Here is a 17,449-nt window from a genome sequence, read left to right on the forward strand (position 1 = left end):
ATAAATCGCTAAATATTAAATTATGATGATATGAAAAATAAGTTATCCAGTATCCAGAGCCGAGGACAGACCTCTCGCTTCTTCGCCCAAAAGCAGACTATCTTTCTCCGGTACCTTCTATTCGTTTCTTTAGCCATACCAATGTTTTCAGTATCCGCGCAAAGCGGTAATACACTGGTGCAGGGCATAATTACTAATACATCCAATACCGCTATTTCCGGCGCTTCCGTAAAAGAAGTGGGGGAAACGAATTCTACACTAACTGATTCTGAAGGTCGGTTTACCTTGAATTTATCTTCTCCCAATGCAACCTTAAGCGTTTCATACATTGGATATGCTACTCAAGAGGTTTCGGTTGCCGGACGATCAAGTTTGCAGATTATAATCGTTTCGAGAAACGAGGAACTTGATGAAGTTGTGGTGGTCGGTTACGGTACCCAAAAGAAGACGAATGTAACCGGCGCTATTTCGTCTGTTAATATGAAGGAACTCGAAAGCAAACCCGTTATCAATGTCGTAGAGGCTTTGCAGGGTACTACACCTGGATTAACCATTCAGCAGAGTAACTCGCAGCCAGGCAGTCGTCCATCCATTAACATTCGGGGTATAAATACGTTGAATAACAACGATCCCATGGTCATCATCGATGGTATATTGGGTGATATCCAAAATGTAAATATGACGGATATAGAAAGTATCTCCGTGTTAAAAGATGCCGCCTCGGCGGCGATCTACGGATCGCGTGCATCCAACGGCGTTATTCTTATCACGACCAAAAAGGGGAGCAAAGGCATCGCGCGGGTATCTTACGATTATATTCTTGCGGCGCAGACGCCAACTTTTTTACCCCAGATTGTTGATTCGTGGGTGTACGCCGAGCTTCGAAATGAAGCGCTTTTCAACTCAGGACGTCCGATTCAATTCTCTTCTGAACAGATACGGGATTACAGAGAAAACGGACCCGACGCCAACTGGATGAAAGAAATATATCGAGCCAGCGCGCCACAGCAGACACACAACCTATCGATTTCAGGAGGAGGTGAAAAGACGACTTACCTGATCTCAGGGGCATTCACAGATCAGGAGAGCATGTTTAAGGGACCAGACTACGGGCTTGAGCGCGTTAATTTCCGTACGAACCTGGAGACGCAAGTTTCCGATCGTTTTAAGGTAAACGTCCTAGCCGCATATTCCCGCAACGCATTGAAAGATCACGCGTATTGGACAGAATGGCTCATCGAACAGGCTACGCGTATGCCGTCGATCTACCCGATAAAAAACGCTAACGGCGATTATAACTATCCAGGCGGTAGCAATTCGAATTCATTAGCCCGTTTGGAACAGGGAGGGCAACGGAGTAGCGCGAACGATGACCTATCCGGGATACTGAACGCAGAATATAAAATTTTAGACGGATTAAAATTGCGGGGAATGGTCGGTACACAGCTATATTACAACCGGCTAAAAGAAAATCGAAAAGCAATACCCGGCTCAGGAGACTTGGAGAACCGGATGACCAATAGTTCGCAGCGAATACAAAACATCACCACCAATCTTATCTTATCGTACGATAAGACCTGGGGAGTTCATACATTTAATACCATGGCTGGATATTCTTATGAGGGGGGAACAGATAACCGCTTTGAAACGTTCCGACTTCTCGACGAATCTGGTTATGATATCATGGGCGGGGCACAAACGGCGAATACCGGTAATCAGGAGTGGCAGAATGAGTGGTCTATTTATTCAGCATTTTTACGCATGAACTATAATTTCGCAGATAAATACCTTTTTGAGTTTAATCTTCGTGATGATATTTCTTCCAAGTTCAAAGCCGGCAACCGATCTGCTTGGTTTCCCTCAATGTCTGCTGGATGGCGAGTTTCCGAGGAAAATTTCTATCCCGAGCGTCTAAAAAATATGATACCTTCTGCTAAAATCAGATCATCATGGGGATTAGTGGGCAATAACCGTATCGCGGATTACCAGTATCAGGCCACGGTCAATGTTTCTCAAGGATATAATTTTGGCGACACCATGTACCCGGTAGCATCGTTTGATGCCGTTAATCCGGATTTAAGATGGGAGACCACCCAGATGTTCAATATCGGTGCAGATTTAGGGTTTCTAAACAATGCATTAACCGTATCTGGTGAGTATTACGTAAATGACACGTATGATATCCTGATCGCTATTCCTGTCCCTGGCTTATTTGGCGGCGGCACACCCATACAAAATGCCGGTAAGGTACAGAATAAAGGTTGGGAGATAGCCGCACGCTATCAATTTAAAACAGGAGGAGTCGACCATACCGTATCCGGAAACTTATCAGATAGTAAAAATAAAGTGATCGACCTCAAAGGTACAGATTGGATCAACGGATTTGACGTGAATACTGTCGTGCGTGAAGGCTATCCGATAGACTCCTATTATGCATACCGTTGGGACGGATATTTTCAAACAGAGGACGAAGTAGCACAAGGGCCTTACTTAGACGGAATCACACCAAAACGCGGCGATCTACGGTATCTAGATAAAAATGGAGACGGCCTGATCAAGGAAGATGATGACCGGTTTGTGTTGGGCAATAGATTTCCCCGCTTGTTGTATGGTTTTAATTATGCTGCTGCGTGGAAAGGCGTTGATTTCTCCATGTTCTGGCAAGGGGTTGGACAACGAAAGGTATGGCTGAGGGGCGAGTCTGTAGAAGCTTTTCATAATAATAATGAAGGGCCGGTTTTCGATTTTCATATCGATCGGTGGACACCGACCAATCCCGATGCAGGGTATCCGCGGCTCACGGTGGGTGCAGAATCGGCGAACAATGCGGCGAAATCAAGTTTTTGGATAGAGAATGCAGCTTATCTGCGTCTGAAGAACATTCAATTGGGATACACTTTTCCCGAGAATTGGACCGACAGGGTTTCATTAAGTCGCCTCCGCATCTATACCAGTATACAGAACGCTTTTACCTTGTCTGATATGAAGGGCGGTTGGGATCCAGAGACTTCCGATGGCGGTGGTCGTATTTATCCGGTAAACCGAACCTTTTCTGTCGGGTTAAACCTTAACTTTTAAACGTATTATTATGAACAAGCATCTATTACGATATACCATAGTAACAGTCACAGCCTGCATGCTTTTTGTATCATGTCACGATCTTGACCTGACTCCCCACGATAGGGAAACGGATACGGATTATTGGAATAAACCTGAGTCCGCTAGTTACATGATTAACAAATGCTACCAAGGGATGAACAATGCAGACGAAGTCTTGTATTCCGACGCAATGACGGACAATGCATATACCAAAGTATCTAACTCTCATAATCAGGCCATAGGCAACGGAACGTTCTCCACAGCTGATAATTATGTGCGTACAGTATGGGACTACCGCTATGCCGGTATCCATCAATGTAATCAGTTACTCAATAATCTGGACCGTATACCTGGATTAAGCGATGAATTGCGTAACCGTTATAAGGGAGAGGCGACCTTTATCAGGGCTTATCATTACTTCGAGCTCTATTCTAAGTTTGGTGATATTCCTTTTTTTACAACAGTAATTTCCATAGACGAATCGCGAACGATAGCACGCACGGCGAAATCGGAAGTTGTGAATAGCCTACTGAGCGAGCTATCCGATATTATTGACAATAATTATCTTCCAACTTCTTACGACGCGCAAGACATCGGACGCATAACCCACTGGGCCGCTATGGGGCTAAAAGCGCGTATGCTAATGTTCGAAGGAGGGACACGGTTTGACGAAGTGATACCCATCACGAATAAAATCATCACAGAAGGTGGATTTGCACTACATGGTGATTACGAAGAGCTGTTCAACATCCAACATGAAAATAATTCCGAAGTCCTATTAGATGTGCAGTATAAGCCCGTCGATAGGGAACACCAGGTACAGTACCATTTTCTGCCCCCTTCATTGGGAGGTTATTCTCAACTGTCTCCACTTCAGGAATTGGTAGACGACTACCTTACACTGGATGGCTACGCCATAGCAGAGGCGCCGACAGCCAGTTACGACCCGGGCCATCCTTTTTCCAATCGGGATCCACGTTTGGCGGCTACCATCGTATATACTGGTAACTCGTATACACTGGCCGACGGTTCGGATCATGTCGTAGACAGTAGGAAGGGAGTAGCGCCTGATGGATTCGAATTCTCGTCCGACGCGTCAGCCACAGGCTATTACATCAAAAAATATTGGGACAATACATACCGTTCCAACCTCATGTCGGGCCTCAATATTATATTAATGCGTTATGCCGATATCCTATTGATGCATGCAGAAGCATTAGCCGAACGAGGTCAACTGGATGCAACAGAATGGAACCGTACTATTCGACCGCTCCGTAGCCGAGCTGGATTTACTGAAGCGAGGGCGCTGGAATTTCCTACAGGAGGCGACCTGAAAGAAATCGTGCGCCGTGAGCGTCGTAGCGAGCTGGCGCTCGAAGGATTACGACATAAGGATATTATCCGTTGGCGCATAGCCGAAGAGGTACTTAACGGGTGGAGTCACGGGCTGTATACCGGCGACGCGGTAGGTACAGACAACGGTTATGTACGTATAGAGAATCGTAAATTTGACTCTACAAAGCATTATTTATGGCCGATCCCACAAAATGAAAGAGATTTAAATAGTAACCTGACACAAAATTCGCAATGGTAACCTTTAAACTGAATAGCATGAACTATCTATCCTTATCAATTATGGCAGCAGTTTTACTCCTATTGAACGGCTGCACAAAAGACTACCAACTTTCTACCGATTTTACGGTCCCAACCGAATTGTCGTCGCCAGCGAAAGTAGAATTAGATGTAACATCACCCAATAACATCGCACTATCCTGGAGCGGCGGAGGCGCCAATGACGGATCGTATGTGATATACGAAGTGATCTTCGCTAAAGAAGGCACAACAGACCTCTCCGAGCCGGTAGAACGGATTAAGAGCGATTTCGGTGCCCAAGCCAAGTTAACACTTACACACGCTGCGCTCAATGCGATTGCACGTAAAGCAGGTATAAAACCCGGGGAGACTGGAAAAATCTCATGGTCGGTACTTACCTCGAAGGGGGGGGATGTAAAAGACATGGATCTGAACAATGATATCGAAGTGACACGTGGTGAAGGAATAGACAACATGCCAAACAGCCTGTATTTATATGGGGCTGGTAATGAAAGTAGTGGTACGCAAGGTTCTTTATTCCGTAAAGCGGCGGACGGCGTCTATATTGTCTATTCCAAAGTAGCAGGAAGCGGAGAACTGGAACTAAAAGGAAAAATCGGAGAGGAAGAATTTGGTTATTACCTGGACGGTACGAAGTTAAAGGAGGGGGCAGGAGTGATGAATTTAACACCCAATGCCAATCCCTACCGTATTACCGTAGATTTTAATACACTGTCTGTAAAGACCGAAATTATATCAAATGTACGATGTATTTGGGGAGCTACTTATGACGTAATTGGACAATTAGCCTATGTAGGAGATGGCAAGTTCGTAGCCGCCAACAGTGCGATACGATTTATTGATCCGAGTAAACCAGAAACGAATCCTCCAGGATGGTTAAGTTGGATAGAGGAAAGATACTATTTTATCGCAGCGGTTAACGGTGCAGACAAGTGCTGGGGAAGAATGGATGGCGTAAGTAGCGAGCGGCCTACCGGCGGTGAACCGTTATCTTTCTACGAAATCGGCGAATTTACTTGGAGCCAGTGGGACCACCTCTGGAAGATGAAAGGAGACCTTAATTCGAAAAGAGCCACCATTACGGTCAACACGAATAAAGAAAACCTGATGGTACATGAATTTTCTAATATTACAAATCTATAAACAGATGAAAAAGACACTATACTTACTGCTAACTACCTTTGTCATGATAGCTTGTGATGATGGTTCAGAGCCATATGTCAAGCCCGAGGGACCCGATACATCACCAGTAGAAACGGTAAGTTCTCCAGCAAGGGCAAAGGAAATTTTCGATCTCATCAATCAATACTATAAGGCCGGAGACTTGTTCAAAGAGAATTATCCAATGCAATCCGGAGACGCCACCTATTCCTTTCTATGGCCTTACGATGCGGTGGTAAGCGGCGCGTCCCAACTTCATCAATTGGGTTATGATGTGCGGTACAACGAAATCGTTGCAGGCTTTGAAAAATATTATACCCAAACTGCCCACGGCAACAATATAGGTGGATACGGATCTTCTACCAATGGGGCTACCGGCGGCGGAACCCGTTTTTATGATGATAATTCCATTATTGGGGTTAACTTACTCGAGGCCTATCACATTACCCAAGATGTTACCTATATCGAACGTGCGGCCCGAATCGTTCCGTTCCTAAAAAATGGAATTGATAGTAAGTTAGGTGGTGCACTGTGGTGGAACGAAGACTATCGATATAATCCGTCATCTGCGGAAGCCAATAAGCCTACCTGCTCAAACGGGTACGCCGCACTTTTTTTGCTTATGTATTACGAGGTGTGCCCAGCATCCGAAAAACAGCAGATCTTAAAGCTTGCCACAGATTTGTACAGCTGGTTGCGCGCCAACTTGTATGACCCGGCAACCAAATGCTATTGGAACGACAAGAACGCAAACGGCACGATAAATACCCGCTTGTGGACGTATAATGCGGCCGTGATGGTCCAAAACGGGATACGGTTAGCGGAGGTGACAGGAAATGCCCAGTATATGGAGGAAGCCAAGACCACAGCGCAGGGGGCATACGATTACTTCGTTAAAACCCGCAACGGGATATTATCCTACACCGATACCGATCCGTGGTTTAATACCAAATTGCTACGCGCGTACATTGATTTGTCCGAACACGACGAGCGAGCTAAAACATATATTAATACATATTATAATTTCATAAACAACGGATATAAAAAGGCCCGGACGGATGTTGGTTTCTTTTATGAAGACTGGACCGGCGCAAATCAAGGTAGATATTACTCCTTGCTTATGCAGGGTGCTGTCGTCGAATCATACGGCGCATTAGCGCTCTATCGTGGAGAGACAAAAAATTGATGCATATGAAAGCAGTATTGTCATTGGTTTTGGCGCTCTGTATGCTAGCCCTCGCTACGCAGGCACAACAAGAAAGGAGGTATCTCCAACGTGCCGAAGATACATTCCGGCTCGTATGGGACAAGTATCGGGTGCACGAGCACGGACTATTCGCAGAGTATTATCCAAACAGTTACAAACCGGACCTGACGTATTTTCAGGAAGGTGGGCAAAAAGCGAAAGAGGTATCTTTCCTATGGCCTATGAGCGGGGTGTTCTCTTCGGTCAACGTACTCATGGAGTTAGAACCGGCCACCTATAAGTCTTATCTTGACTCTATGGTTATAGCGGTGGAACAATACCTGGATAAGACCCGCACGCCGTATGGGTATCAGGCTTACCCGTCCAAGTTTGAAACTGTGGATCGGTATTACGACGACAATGGCCTGGTAGGTATAGATTATATCGATGCTTATGCGATCACAGCAGATTTGACATATTTATCGAAAGCAAAAGACGTGATGACGTTCATCGAGAGCGGGTGGACAGACGATTTTGGCGGGGGAGTATCATGGCTGGAAGGTGTACGCGACCAAAAGCCAGCCTGTAGCAACGGCAAAGCCACGGTATTAGCCTTGAAGATTTATCAAGCTTCTGGCGAAGATAAATATCTCCAATATGCCATGAAATCGTATAATTGGATGCTCGCTACACTTCGCGATGACACGCTAAATATCATATGGAATGCGTTGCTAACGCCAAATAAAACAACAAGTCAGGTGCAGGAACATGCTTACACCTATAACACGGGCACCATGATTCAATCGGCCGTTCGGCTTTATAAGATTACAAGCAATGTTAAGTACCTGGAAGATGCACGCGCGTTGGCAGAGGGGTCTTATAAATACTACTTCGGTTATACCGCGGAAGGTGTCCCGCATGTCAATGATATACCTTGGTTCACTTTAGTGCTGTTTAGAGGGTATCACGAGTTGTATGAAATCGACCAAAATCCTAAGTATGTGAATGCGATAATCGAGCGTGCGGATTGGGCATGGCAACATGCACGCGACGAGGAAGGTTTACCTTTTGCCGATTGGACGGGTCGAAAAGATGAAATAAAAAAACCGAAATGGCTACTAGATACGTCCTGCATGGCCGAACTTTATGGACGCATTGCCCTCATAAAAAAAATAGATGCAATCAATAACAAACTTCAATAATATATTTAAAATGGAGCCATCATGATTTATCCCAACTGCATAACTTATCTCGATTTATCGGGAGTCGGGAAAGGGAGGGCTAAATCTGATCGCTTCATCACTAATGAAAATAAATTTATACAGATGAAAAAAACGAATCTACTTTTACTACTGACAGTTTTCCACATATTGGTATCATCTTGTGCAGGAAACCGAGAAACGGTAGAAAAATTGTCAGACCACGTGAATCCCAACATCGGATCGGTACACAGTCGCTGGTTCTTCTACACACCAGCTGCTATGCCCTTTGGAATGGCTAAACTGGGGCCGTCAACGAATGGATCCTATGGAAATGCCAATGGATGGGAAGCTGTTGGATACGAAGATAATCACAGTTCTATAGAAGGATTTGCTTGTTTTCATGAATTCCAGATCGGAGGAGTAATGTTGATGCCAATTGTAGGGGAGTTAAAAACGATCCCAGGAACGCTAGAAAACCCTGATGAAGGATATCGCTCCCTTTACACAAAGGAAAATGAGTATGCTACTGCTGGATTTTATAGCGTCTTGCTAGATAAATATAATACCAAAGTAGAGCTTACTGCGACAGATCGCGTAGGTTACCAACGATACACATTTCCGCAATCGGATGAGTCCTACGTCTTATTCGATATCGGAAACCAATTGGGAGAAAGTGGCGCTGTAGAAGATGCATATATCAAGATGGTCGACGATACCACTGTCGAAGGATATGTGATCACAAAACCTGAATACGTCAAAAAATATCAGCCTGAAGCCACTGTTCATATGTATTTCTATGCGAAGCTAAGTAAACCGACACGTGAAGTTAAAACGTTTTTACGAGGAGGTGTTATGCGGTCACAAAATGAAATAAAAGGAGCGGGTGCCTGCCTAGCGGTAAAATATAACACAGTAGCTGACGAACAAATTACGATGAAGATCGGACAGTCTTACACTTCAATTGAAAATGCTAAATTAAACTACGAGGCAGAGGCAACCAAGCAAGATTTCGATACGGCCAAAGAAAACGCGTCACTCCGATGGAATGACATGCTCGGACGGATAAAAGTAGAAGGTGGTCGGCAGGAAGATAAGGTGAAGTTTTATACTGGTCTTTATCACGCCCTATTGGGACGGGGATTAGCAAATGATGTCAATGGTGCATATCCCAAAAATGACGGAACCATAGGTCATCTTAAATTGGATCAGAATCAACAGCCTGCCTATAATTATTATAATACCGATGCGATTTGGGGCGGATACTGGAACCTTACGCAGTTATGGGCATTAGCCTATCCTGAATATTATTCAGATTGGGTAAAGAGCCAGCTATTGGTTTATAAAGAGACGGGCTGGCTAGGAGATGGAATCGCAAACAGTAAGTACGTTTCAGGCGTAGGTACCAATTTCACTAGCTTGGCTATAGCGGCTGCATATAATTGTGGGATCCGTGATTTCGATTACCAGCTTGGTTATGAAGCAGCGCTAAAGAATGAGATCGATGGTCAAAATCGTCCTTCCGGTGCGGGTAAACTGGATGTGGGTGCTTTCGTCAACCGGGGTTATTGCCCATATATCCCAAGTGACGACTATTTTATTACCAAACAGGATGAAGGATCGGTATTTGGCGCCTCCCATACCATGGAATATTCGTTTAGCAGCTATGCTGTGGCTCAATTTGCAAAGCATTTGAATAAGGAGGCCGATTATCAACGTTTGTCTAAGATGGCGTCAAATTGGGAAAATCTATTTGATTCCGAGACCGAACTGATCCGTCCGCGAACACTCGATGGAAGTTTCTTAACCAATTTTGATCCTATGGCAGCTTGGGCAGGTTTTCAGGAAGGCAATGCCATTCAATATACGTTTTATGTACCGCACGAACCGAATAAGCTGATTGAAAAAGTGGGGCAAGGTGTGTTTAACGATCGCCTGGATAGCATTTTTATTCATTCGCAAAAAAACACCTTTGGTGGTGGTAAAACAGTGGATGCATTTGCGGGCGTACATGCGTTATATAATCACGGCAACCAGCCAAATTTACACGTCTCCTGGTTGTTCAATTTCTCAGGTAAGCCTCATTTGACACAAAAGTGGGTACGCACAATATGTAATGAATTTTACGGCGTTGACGGACTTCATGGTTACGGCTACGGCCAAGATGAAGATCAGGGGCAATTAGGGGCGTGGTACGTAATGGCCGGTATGGGTTTGTTTGACGTAAAAGGCCTAACACAGATCGATCCCGAATTCCAGATCGGCAGTCCTATATTTGACCGTATAGAGGTGAAGTTGAACAGGAAATATCATAAAGGCGACAAGTTTGTTATTGAAGTACAAAATAACAGTCCGGAAAATATGTATCTCCAATCCCTCAACAAAAATGGGAAAGCACAGCAGTCTGTATCTATACCATTTGAGGATGTCGCAAACGGGGGAGTTTTGAAAATAGAAATGGGAAAAGAGCCTAACCTAGAATTGAAGCAGTTTTGATCTGCTCTATTACTCTTGGATAGGTAAGGTTTACCATTCTTAAGGCAAGAGAGGACGTAAAGGGTATACGCGACCTCTTGCCTTAAATTATCACGTTAATCGGTAGATCCTACTTTTCATTTGTTCATCTTATTCCACCCAATTATAATTGCATCTAAATGCAAATTACGAGGTTTAATTTTTTCTATTTGGTATTCGTGAATGCAAAGCATTTTATCTAAGTTTGACTCTTTGGATCCATCGCCGCTCTAAAATCTATTTATGTTCCAACGTTAAGAAGATCATAAAAGCCCGATTTTCTGGGAGTTTTTGGAATTGAGAAGAGAAGATACCTATTACGTTATATGTTTTTAATACTGTTTTATATTATTCTGGGATTGATAATGGGTCTGGTTTTAATGCTGACACTATTCAGGAGATATAAGATGTCAAGAGTATTGGAAAAAATAGACATGGATATCATTTTGCAAGGAGAATTCACCCTTTTGACGTACAATGTCGCCGGACTACCTGAACGAATATCCAGTGCTATTACGCCAAGACGTGAAAGCATGATTAGAATTGGACAATTGATTTCTGATTTTGATATTGTACATGTTCAAGAAGATTTTAACTATAGCAAGTTTCTATATGAAAAAAGCACACATTTATATAGAACGATACATAAAGGGAAGATACCTTTCGGAGATGGTCTGAATACACTATCCAATTACCCCATACTTGAATATAGACGTATTCCATGGCGGCATTGTATAGGTACAGATTGTCTTACAACTAAGGGGTTTACATATACCAAGATAAAACTAGCTAAAAATATTTACGTAGATATGTATAATGTACATGCAAATTCTCATTACGCTCCCCGAGCATCTTATGCACGTCAGAAAAATATAAATCAACTCATGCAGTACATTTATGATCATTCAGCAGATCAAGCGCTGTTCGTATTTGGCGATTTCAATGCACATTATGCTTTTAAGCTAGATAATTTACCTTTGTTTGTGGAAAAAACTAGTCTTAATGATGGTTGGATAGATTTAGTGCAGCGTGGACATTATCCAGACGTCGATGATAATTTTATGCCTTTGCCCATGTTAGAATTGACCAATGCCAATGAAAGCATAGACAAGATTTATTATCGCAGCAGTAAACGACTTATATTTACGGCGCAAGAATATAATATTGAAGATAAAAAGTTTATTGATGCGTCTGGTAAACCATTATCAGATCACTTAGCTGTTTCTATGCGTTTTAAATGGGAATGGAAAGAAGAAATCTAATTGTTCACTTTATCGGTTGTGAGGGTATTCTTGTATCCAATTAAAGCCTCGTTTCTTTAACTCGAATTTTTTTGGATCACGCTTAACAAATTTGATTTCTTCAGTTTTGTCATCCAATTCTCTTCTTAGGTTGATGTCGCCATTCTCCAATACTGTATAATCAAAAACATATCTATTTAAAGTAATAGATCTATTTGAGGTGTCCAATAGAACCTGTTCCCTTTTAGGTTGGTAGTATTGGTCTCTAATAGTCGCATATTCCCCATATTCAAAAATGATGGTATGCCAATCTTTTGGAATAGTAGTTTGTGCCCCTTCACTGTGATTAATTTGATAAATTCCATACAGTGGCGATTTTTTAAAAAACAGGCTTATCTGTTTCTGTATGGTTAATAGAGATGAGAACTGTTGAAAAGCAAAGATGCCTAAGAACGCAATCTTGAAGAATACTATACTTTTGCGTTTCCACGCCGCGTTAAAAGCGGGTCTTTTAATCACAGGTAGTTTCGCATACTTTTCTTCAAAAAACAACCCGTAAAGCATTTTTAAATAAGGTAGTAACAAGAATAGCGAGAAAAGAAATAACGCTGTAGAAAGCATTTTTACCGGAACATCAAAAAAATAATTGACGGTCATAATATTAACAGAAGTAGCTAGCGTTATCAGCGCACCAATTACCACGGTCCGTCTAAAAAGAAGTAAACCCGCTAATATTTCAACGATACCCATAAAAATATTGTATTCTTTTGAGAAACCCAAGAAAGTCCATGCCAGACCCATTGGTGAAAATTCGCCTAAAGGTTGCATGAGTCGTGTCAGGCCGGGCGGGGGCATTTGTGCATGCACAAGCTTTATTGCACCATAGTTAATCAGCATTAATGCGATGTAGTACCTAACTATCACAGTTAACCAATAATAGCACCTGCTGTAATTTTCTCTTTTGGTGTCGATCAGTGTCCAGATGACTGCCCCGCCCAACGCGGCAAGAAAGAAAATGAGCACAGATATCCAGTCATATGATGTGTCGCCGCTTCCATTAGAGAAAATGCGATAGTCATATTGGTAATGTAAGATATGTTCCGCAAACCAGGGTGTAAACTTTTGCATGCAGTAAACGAACGGCTTGTTAATATATTGGAACAGAGGAAAAGCGCCATTATTTTTTATGAAGATAAATATCAATATAAAAATAAAGGAAAATCGAAAGCCAAATTTGGTGGTCGATGTCCAATGTGGTGCAGTGACAGGCGTATCCATATTCAAAATTTTGATCATTTTACGGTAATGAATCTAATGAAAATTTTTGTGAATACCGATGTCCGTAAAAATAATTATCTTGGGTATGTTTACAGTATATATATGAGGTGGAAGAAAATGATCTGGATATTTTTATATACCATATTGGGTGTCATAAGTTTTGCAATGTTGTATTTGGCTTCAGACTGGTTGTTGTCAAGAATACCTGCTTATCACCAAAATCCTTATGTTGAGGAACAACCATTGACGCTCTATTTACTGACCAATGGTGTACATACCGATCTGGTCTTTCCGGTCAAATCGGAACAAATGGATTGGCATTCAATCTTTCCATATCAATATACGCTAGCACAAGATAGTACCAAAAGCTGGATTGCCATTGGTTGGGGAGATAAGGGTTTTTACCTTAATACACCCGAATGGAAGGATCTAACGTTGAAAACAGCCTTGATCGCAGGATTGGGAATAGGTCAATCCGCATTGCATACTACCTATTATCCGAACTTGGTAGAGAATGATCAGTGTATAAAATTTCATGTATCGGAAGAGCAATATCAGCTCTTAGTTGAATTTGTGTTGTCAACAATAGAATACGCTGATCACGATCGTCCTATTTATATCCAAACGGAAGCCCAATATGGAAATGATGACGCTTTTTATGAAGCGTTGGGGGCATATCATTTGTTTTATTCTTGTAATACGTGGACCAATGCGGCATTGAAGTCTGCCAGGTTACCTTCTGCTGTGTGGACCGTGTTTGATAAGGGGATATTAAGACATTATCAGCATAAATAATCACTCTTTGCAACGTAACTATTGTTTAACCTTTTTACATAGGCTAAAATTTATCGCCAGCCTAGTTCGGGAGCCACATATTTCAGTATCGATGAAAGCACATGTAGGTTATAATCCACACCCAATGTGTTGGGAATGGTCAACAGCAAAGTGTCTGCTTCTTGAATGGCTTCATCCTCCGCTAATTCCTTGATGAGCTGATCGGGTGCCGCTGCATAGCTTCTACCGAAAATAGCACGTTTGTCGGGTTCTATCATCCCGATTTTATCCACTCGGTTAGCTTCCTGACCAAAGTAGTACCTGTCCTGATCGTTGACCAATGCAAAGATCGAACGGCTTACCGATACCCGTGGGTCGCGTTGATGGCCGGCCTTTTTCCACGCCTCCTTATAGAGGCGGATCTGTTCGGCCTGCTGTATATGAAATGGTTTACCACTTTCATCAAATTTTAAGGTAGAACTCTGCAGATTCATACCGTGTTCTGCAGCCCATACAGCGGTTGCATTAGAACCAGCTCCCCACCAGATGCGGTCACGCAGACCTGCAGGATGCGGTTCCAATCGTAGCAATCCCGGCGGATTTGGAAACATAGGATTGGGATTGGGTTGCGCAAAACCGATACCTGCCAGCTTTTCAAAAAACTCCAAACCCTTCCGCCGTCCCATATCGGCATCCGTCTCACCTTCGGTTGGTTCATATCCAAAGTAACGCCACCCGTCGATTACCTGCTCTGGCGAACCTCTGCTGATGCCCAGCTGTAGTCGGCCTCCTGCGATGAGGTCGGCTGCACCAGCATCTTCGATCATATACAAAGGATTTTCGTAGCGCATATCTATCACACCAGTTCCGATCTCAATCCGGCTGGTCTTGGCTCCAATGGCGGCCAGTAGTGGGAAAGGTGACGCAAGTTGATTGGCAAAATGATGCACCCGGAAGTATGCACCATCGATTCCGATTTCTTCTGCTGCGACAGCTAAATCAATAGATTGAAGTAAGGTATCGCTTGCCGTCTGTGTGCTATATGCCGAATGATTGGCCCAATGTCCAAATGATAAAAAACCTATTTTCTTCATTATATTAAAAAATGAATATACCTGTTATCAAATTTAGTAAATATTATGCGCTCAAATCTATCTTCAATTGTCTTTAAAAGGTCAATAAAATACATGTATAATTACTGGTCGATCATCAATTCTTTTCAAGTTATATACCAATATCCTTAAAAATAGTTACCTTATTTTCGCAGGATTGGGGATAGGTCAATCCGCATTGCATACTACCTATTCTCCGAACTTGGTAGAAAAGGATCAGATATAAACTACCCAAGATTTTTATTGACGAGAGGAATGACCTTCGAGCCAATTATTTCTATAGAACGTAATAGCTGTTCATGATTAAGTCCTGCATTGTCCATCTGAAAGGTAAAGCGGTCAACACCACCTAATGCTTCGCTATGCTTTAATAATTTTGCTGCCACCTGTTCGGGGCCGCCCACCACTAGTACGCCATTAGAGGCTATTAATGCGTTAAATCCGGTCCTTGTTACCGGAGGCCACCCGCGCTCTCTGCCCAATTTGGTCCAGAGTTCAGCATAACCCGGATAATAATCGGCAATAGCTTCCTCATTGCTCATGGCTACGTAACCCGGTGAATGTAAGCCTACCTTTAACTGTTCTGGAGCAAAGCCAGCCCGATGTCCTGCCTGTCTGTATAGATCGATCAGTGGACGAAAGCGCGCTGTTTCTCCGCCAATAACCGCAACCATTAGCGGCAGCCCTAGGGTGCCGGCCCTGACAAATGATTCAGGAGTTCCGCCTACACCAAGCCAAACAGGAAGCTTCTCCTGACTTGATCTAGGATAGACCGGCTGATTTTCCAATGCTGGCCTAAATTTTCCAGACCAGGTAACGAATTCCTGTTCGCGGACCTTTAACAAAAGCTCCAATTTTTCTTTGAACAGCGCATCATAATCCTTCAGATCAAATCCAAACAGCGGATAAGCTTCAATTGCCGACCCTCTACCGACAACAAGTTCCGCCCGGCCTTTGGATATCAGATCCAAGGTAGCAAAGCTCTGGTAAACCCGTACCGGATCTGACGTACTCAGCACGGTAACGGCACTTGTCAAGCGTATGTTTTTTGTCCTTGCTGCTGCAGCAGCAAGGATAACGGCAGGCGCAGAGTCCAGAAATTCCTTTTTATGGTGCTCGCCAATACCATAAACAGCAAGTCCTGCCTCGTCAGCTTTAACGATCCTTTCCAATAGCTGCTCCATAGCATCTACACTATTGAGTGTATTACTTCCGTACATAGCGGATGCAAAACTATCAATTCCTATTTCCATTTTTTTATTCTAATAAGTGCCTTTATCCCTTCTTTGGGTACTGGCGCATCGTTTACACTTTAATATTTCTTCCGCATGTATACTACATATGTCAAGAAAGTGCATTAGGCGGAGGGCCTCCCGCCGGTTTGCTTTTTCCTTCAGGTAAGGGTACATATTCTTCATTATCCATTGGCGGTAAAACAATACGCCCTTGTTTCCAGTCCTCTTTGGCCTGTTCGATCCGATCTTTTCTGCTGGATACAAAGTTCCACCAGATGTACCGTTCTCCCAAGTGTTCACCACCGAGCATCATCAATGTTGTTGCTTCTTTGGCAATGATCAATGGATCAACCCCTTTCGTGAACACCATCAATTGTCCCGCCTTATAAGTGACTCCATTTACTTCAACGCTGCCCCTAACAATGTAGACACCTCTTTCGCTATGTCCATTAGGCAAGCCAAAACGGCTACCTTGCTCCAACATGACATGTACATAGAATAGAGGGGAATGTGTTTTCGTATTACTTTTCAAACCATACGCTTCTCCTGCAATCAAACGCATCCAAACACCTGTGTCCGTAAAAATGGGCAGTTGGTCAGGCTTATAGTTGTCAAAGGACGGATCACTTTCTTCGTCTTTTTCTGGAAGAGCTACCCATGTCTGTATCATCTCCAGTTCGCCTCCGGTCAGCATAGCCGGATCTTCGAAACGTTCACTATGGGTAATTCCTTTTCCGGCAGTCATCCAATTGACCTCGCCAGGTTTTATCACCTGTTCTATTCCCAAACTATCCCTGTGTGTTACATTCCCACTAAATAAATAACTGACCGTGGAAAGACCGATATGTGGATGAGGCAGCACATCAAAGTTACTTGCTGTGGTTGCTGGGACATTTAGAGGGCCACCGTGATCCATAAAAATAAATGGCCCGACCATCCTGCGGAGCTGATAGGGGAGAATGCGTTTAACGGCAAAACCTGTGGAAATTTCAGCCCGGCGGGCTTCTATAACGATATCAAGCATAATAGACTTTTT

Annotated in this window: 12 protein-coding genes; 8 read left to right on the plus strand and 4 right to left on the minus strand. The window is 43.3% G+C overall.

All coding sequences use genetic code 11. The features are described from left to right. Positions 1 to 30: 30 nt before the first annotated feature. The 7 genes from FAZ19_RS06730 (at position 31) to FAZ19_RS06760 (ending at position 12,035) form a co-directional block, all read left to right on the plus strand. Entirely contained in the window at positions 31 to 3,078 is a 3,048-nt protein-coding gene (locus tag FAZ19_RS06730) for a SusC/RagA family TonB-linked outer membrane protein (protein WP_136819960.1), read from the plus strand. Between the two features lie 10 nt (positions 3,079 to 3,088). Beyond that, complete coding sequence (locus FAZ19_RS06735) at positions 3,089 to 4,693, plus strand: RagB/SusD family nutrient uptake outer membrane protein (protein WP_211245450.1); 1,605 nt, start codon at positions 3,089 to 3,091, stop codon at positions 4,691 to 4,693. 17 nt (positions 4,694 to 4,710) lie between these two features. Continuing rightward, on the plus strand, positions 4,711 to 5,856 hold the full coding sequence (locus FAZ19_RS06740) for a SusE domain-containing protein (protein WP_136819961.1): 1,146 nt from the start codon (positions 4,711 to 4,713) through the stop codon (positions 5,854 to 5,856). A gap of 4 nt (positions 5,857 to 5,860) precedes the next feature. After that, positions 5,861 to 7,060: a glycoside hydrolase family 76 protein gene (locus FAZ19_RS06745; protein WP_136819962.1), complete on the plus strand. Its 1,200-nt coding sequence runs from the start codon at positions 5,861 to 5,863 to the stop codon at positions 7,058 to 7,060. Between the two features lie 5 nt (positions 7,061 to 7,065). Then, positions 7,066 to 8,262: a glycoside hydrolase family 76 protein gene (locus FAZ19_RS06750; protein ID WP_136819963.1), complete on the plus strand. Its 1,197-nt coding sequence runs from the start codon at positions 7,066 to 7,068 to the stop codon at positions 8,260 to 8,262. A gap of 123 nt (positions 8,263 to 8,385) precedes the next feature. Next, positions 8,386 to 10,755 (plus strand): GH92 family glycosyl hydrolase, encoded by a 2,370-nt coding sequence (locus tag FAZ19_RS06755; RefSeq protein ID WP_136819964.1) that lies wholly within the window; start codon positions 8,386 to 8,388, stop codon positions 10,753 to 10,755. A gap of 425 nt (positions 10,756 to 11,180) precedes the next feature. Next, the gene (locus FAZ19_RS06760; RefSeq protein ID WP_169305588.1) at positions 11,181 to 12,035 is read left to right on the plus strand and encodes an endonuclease/exonuclease/phosphatase family protein; all 855 of its coding nucleotides are present in this window, start codon (positions 11,181 to 11,183) and stop codon (positions 12,033 to 12,035) included. Positions 12,036 to 12,044: 9 nt separating this feature from the next. On the opposite strand, the gene FAZ19_RS06765 is transcribed toward FAZ19_RS06760, so the two are convergent. Then, on the minus strand, positions 12,045 to 13,142 hold the full coding sequence (locus tag FAZ19_RS06765) for a DoxX family protein (RefSeq protein WP_136819966.1): 1,098 nt from the start codon (positions 13,140 to 13,142) through the stop codon (positions 12,045 to 12,047). A gap of 252 nt (positions 13,143 to 13,394) precedes the next feature. Between FAZ19_RS06765 and FAZ19_RS06770 the strand changes: the two genes are divergently transcribed. Then, complete coding sequence (locus tag FAZ19_RS06770; protein ID WP_229707409.1) at positions 13,395 to 14,087, plus strand: TIGR02117 family protein; 693 nt, start codon at positions 13,395 to 13,397, stop codon at positions 14,085 to 14,087. A gap of 50 nt (positions 14,088 to 14,137) precedes the next feature. On the opposite strand, the gene FAZ19_RS06775 is transcribed toward FAZ19_RS06770, so the two are convergent. The 3 genes from FAZ19_RS06775 to FAZ19_RS06785 form a co-directional block, all read right to left on the minus strand. Further along, positions 14,138 to 15,160, minus strand: coding sequence for an LLM class flavin-dependent oxidoreductase (locus FAZ19_RS06775; RefSeq protein WP_136819967.1), 1,023 nt, complete (start codon positions 15,158 to 15,160; stop codon positions 14,138 to 14,140). Between the two features lie 245 nt (positions 15,161 to 15,405). Beyond that, positions 15,406 to 16,431, minus strand: coding sequence for an Atu2307/SP_0267 family LLM class monooxygenase (locus tag FAZ19_RS06780; RefSeq protein ID WP_136819968.1), 1,026 nt, complete (start codon positions 16,429 to 16,431; stop codon positions 15,406 to 15,408). A 91-nt stretch (positions 16,432 to 16,522) separates the two neighbouring features. Beyond that, positions 16,523 to 17,437, minus strand: a complete 915-nt coding sequence (locus tag FAZ19_RS06785; RefSeq protein WP_136819969.1) for a pirin family protein — start codon at positions 17,435 to 17,437, stop codon at positions 16,523 to 16,525. Between the last annotated feature and the right edge of the window lie 12 nt (positions 17,438 to 17,449).

The sequence above is a fragment of the Sphingobacterium alkalisoli genome (assembly GCF_005049105.1).
GTDB lineage: Bacteria > Bacteroidota > Bacteroidia > Sphingobacteriales > Sphingobacteriaceae > Sphingobacterium > Sphingobacterium alkalisoli.

Bases quoted from the DNA above. Each gene is read 5' to 3' on its own strand.
- FAZ19_RS06730 (WP_136819960.1), top strand. From the start codon at position 31: ATGAAAAATAAGTTATCCAGTATCCAGAGCCGAGGACAGACCTCTCGC.
- FAZ19_RS06735 (WP_211245450.1), top strand. From the start codon at position 3,089: ATGAACAAGCATCTATTACGATATACCATAGTAACAGTCACAGCCTGC.
- FAZ19_RS06740 (WP_136819961.1), top strand. From the start codon at position 4,711: ATGAACTATCTATCCTTATCAATTATGGCAGCAGTTTTACTCCTATTG.
- FAZ19_RS06745 (WP_136819962.1), top strand. From the start codon at position 5,861: ATGAAAAAGACACTATACTTACTGCTAACTACCTTTGTCATGATAGCT.
- FAZ19_RS06750 (WP_136819963.1), top strand. From the start codon at position 7,066: ATGAAAGCAGTATTGTCATTGGTTTTGGCGCTCTGTATGCTAGCCCTC.
- FAZ19_RS06755 (WP_136819964.1), top strand. From the start codon at position 8,386: ATGAAAAAAACGAATCTACTTTTACTACTGACAGTTTTCCACATATTG.
- FAZ19_RS06760 (WP_169305588.1), top strand. From the start codon at position 11,181: ATGTCAAGAGTATTGGAAAAAATAGACATGGATATCATTTTGCAAGGA.
- FAZ19_RS06765 (WP_136819966.1), bottom strand. From the start codon at position 13,142: ATGCAAAAGTTTACACCCTGGTTTGCGGAACATATCTTACATTACCAA.
- FAZ19_RS06770 (WP_229707409.1), top strand. From the start codon at position 13,395: ATGAGGTGGAAGAAAATGATCTGGATATTTTTATATACCATATTGGGT.
- FAZ19_RS06775 (WP_136819967.1), bottom strand. From the start codon at position 15,160: ATGAAGAAAATAGGTTTTTTATCATTTGGACATTGGGCCAATCATTCG.
- FAZ19_RS06780 (WP_136819968.1), bottom strand. From the start codon at position 16,431: ATGGAAATAGGAATTGATAGTTTTGCATCCGCTATGTACGGAAGTAAT.
- FAZ19_RS06785 (WP_136819969.1), bottom strand. From the start codon at position 17,437: ATGCTTGATATCGTTATAGAAGCCCGCCGGGCTGAAATTTCCACAGGT.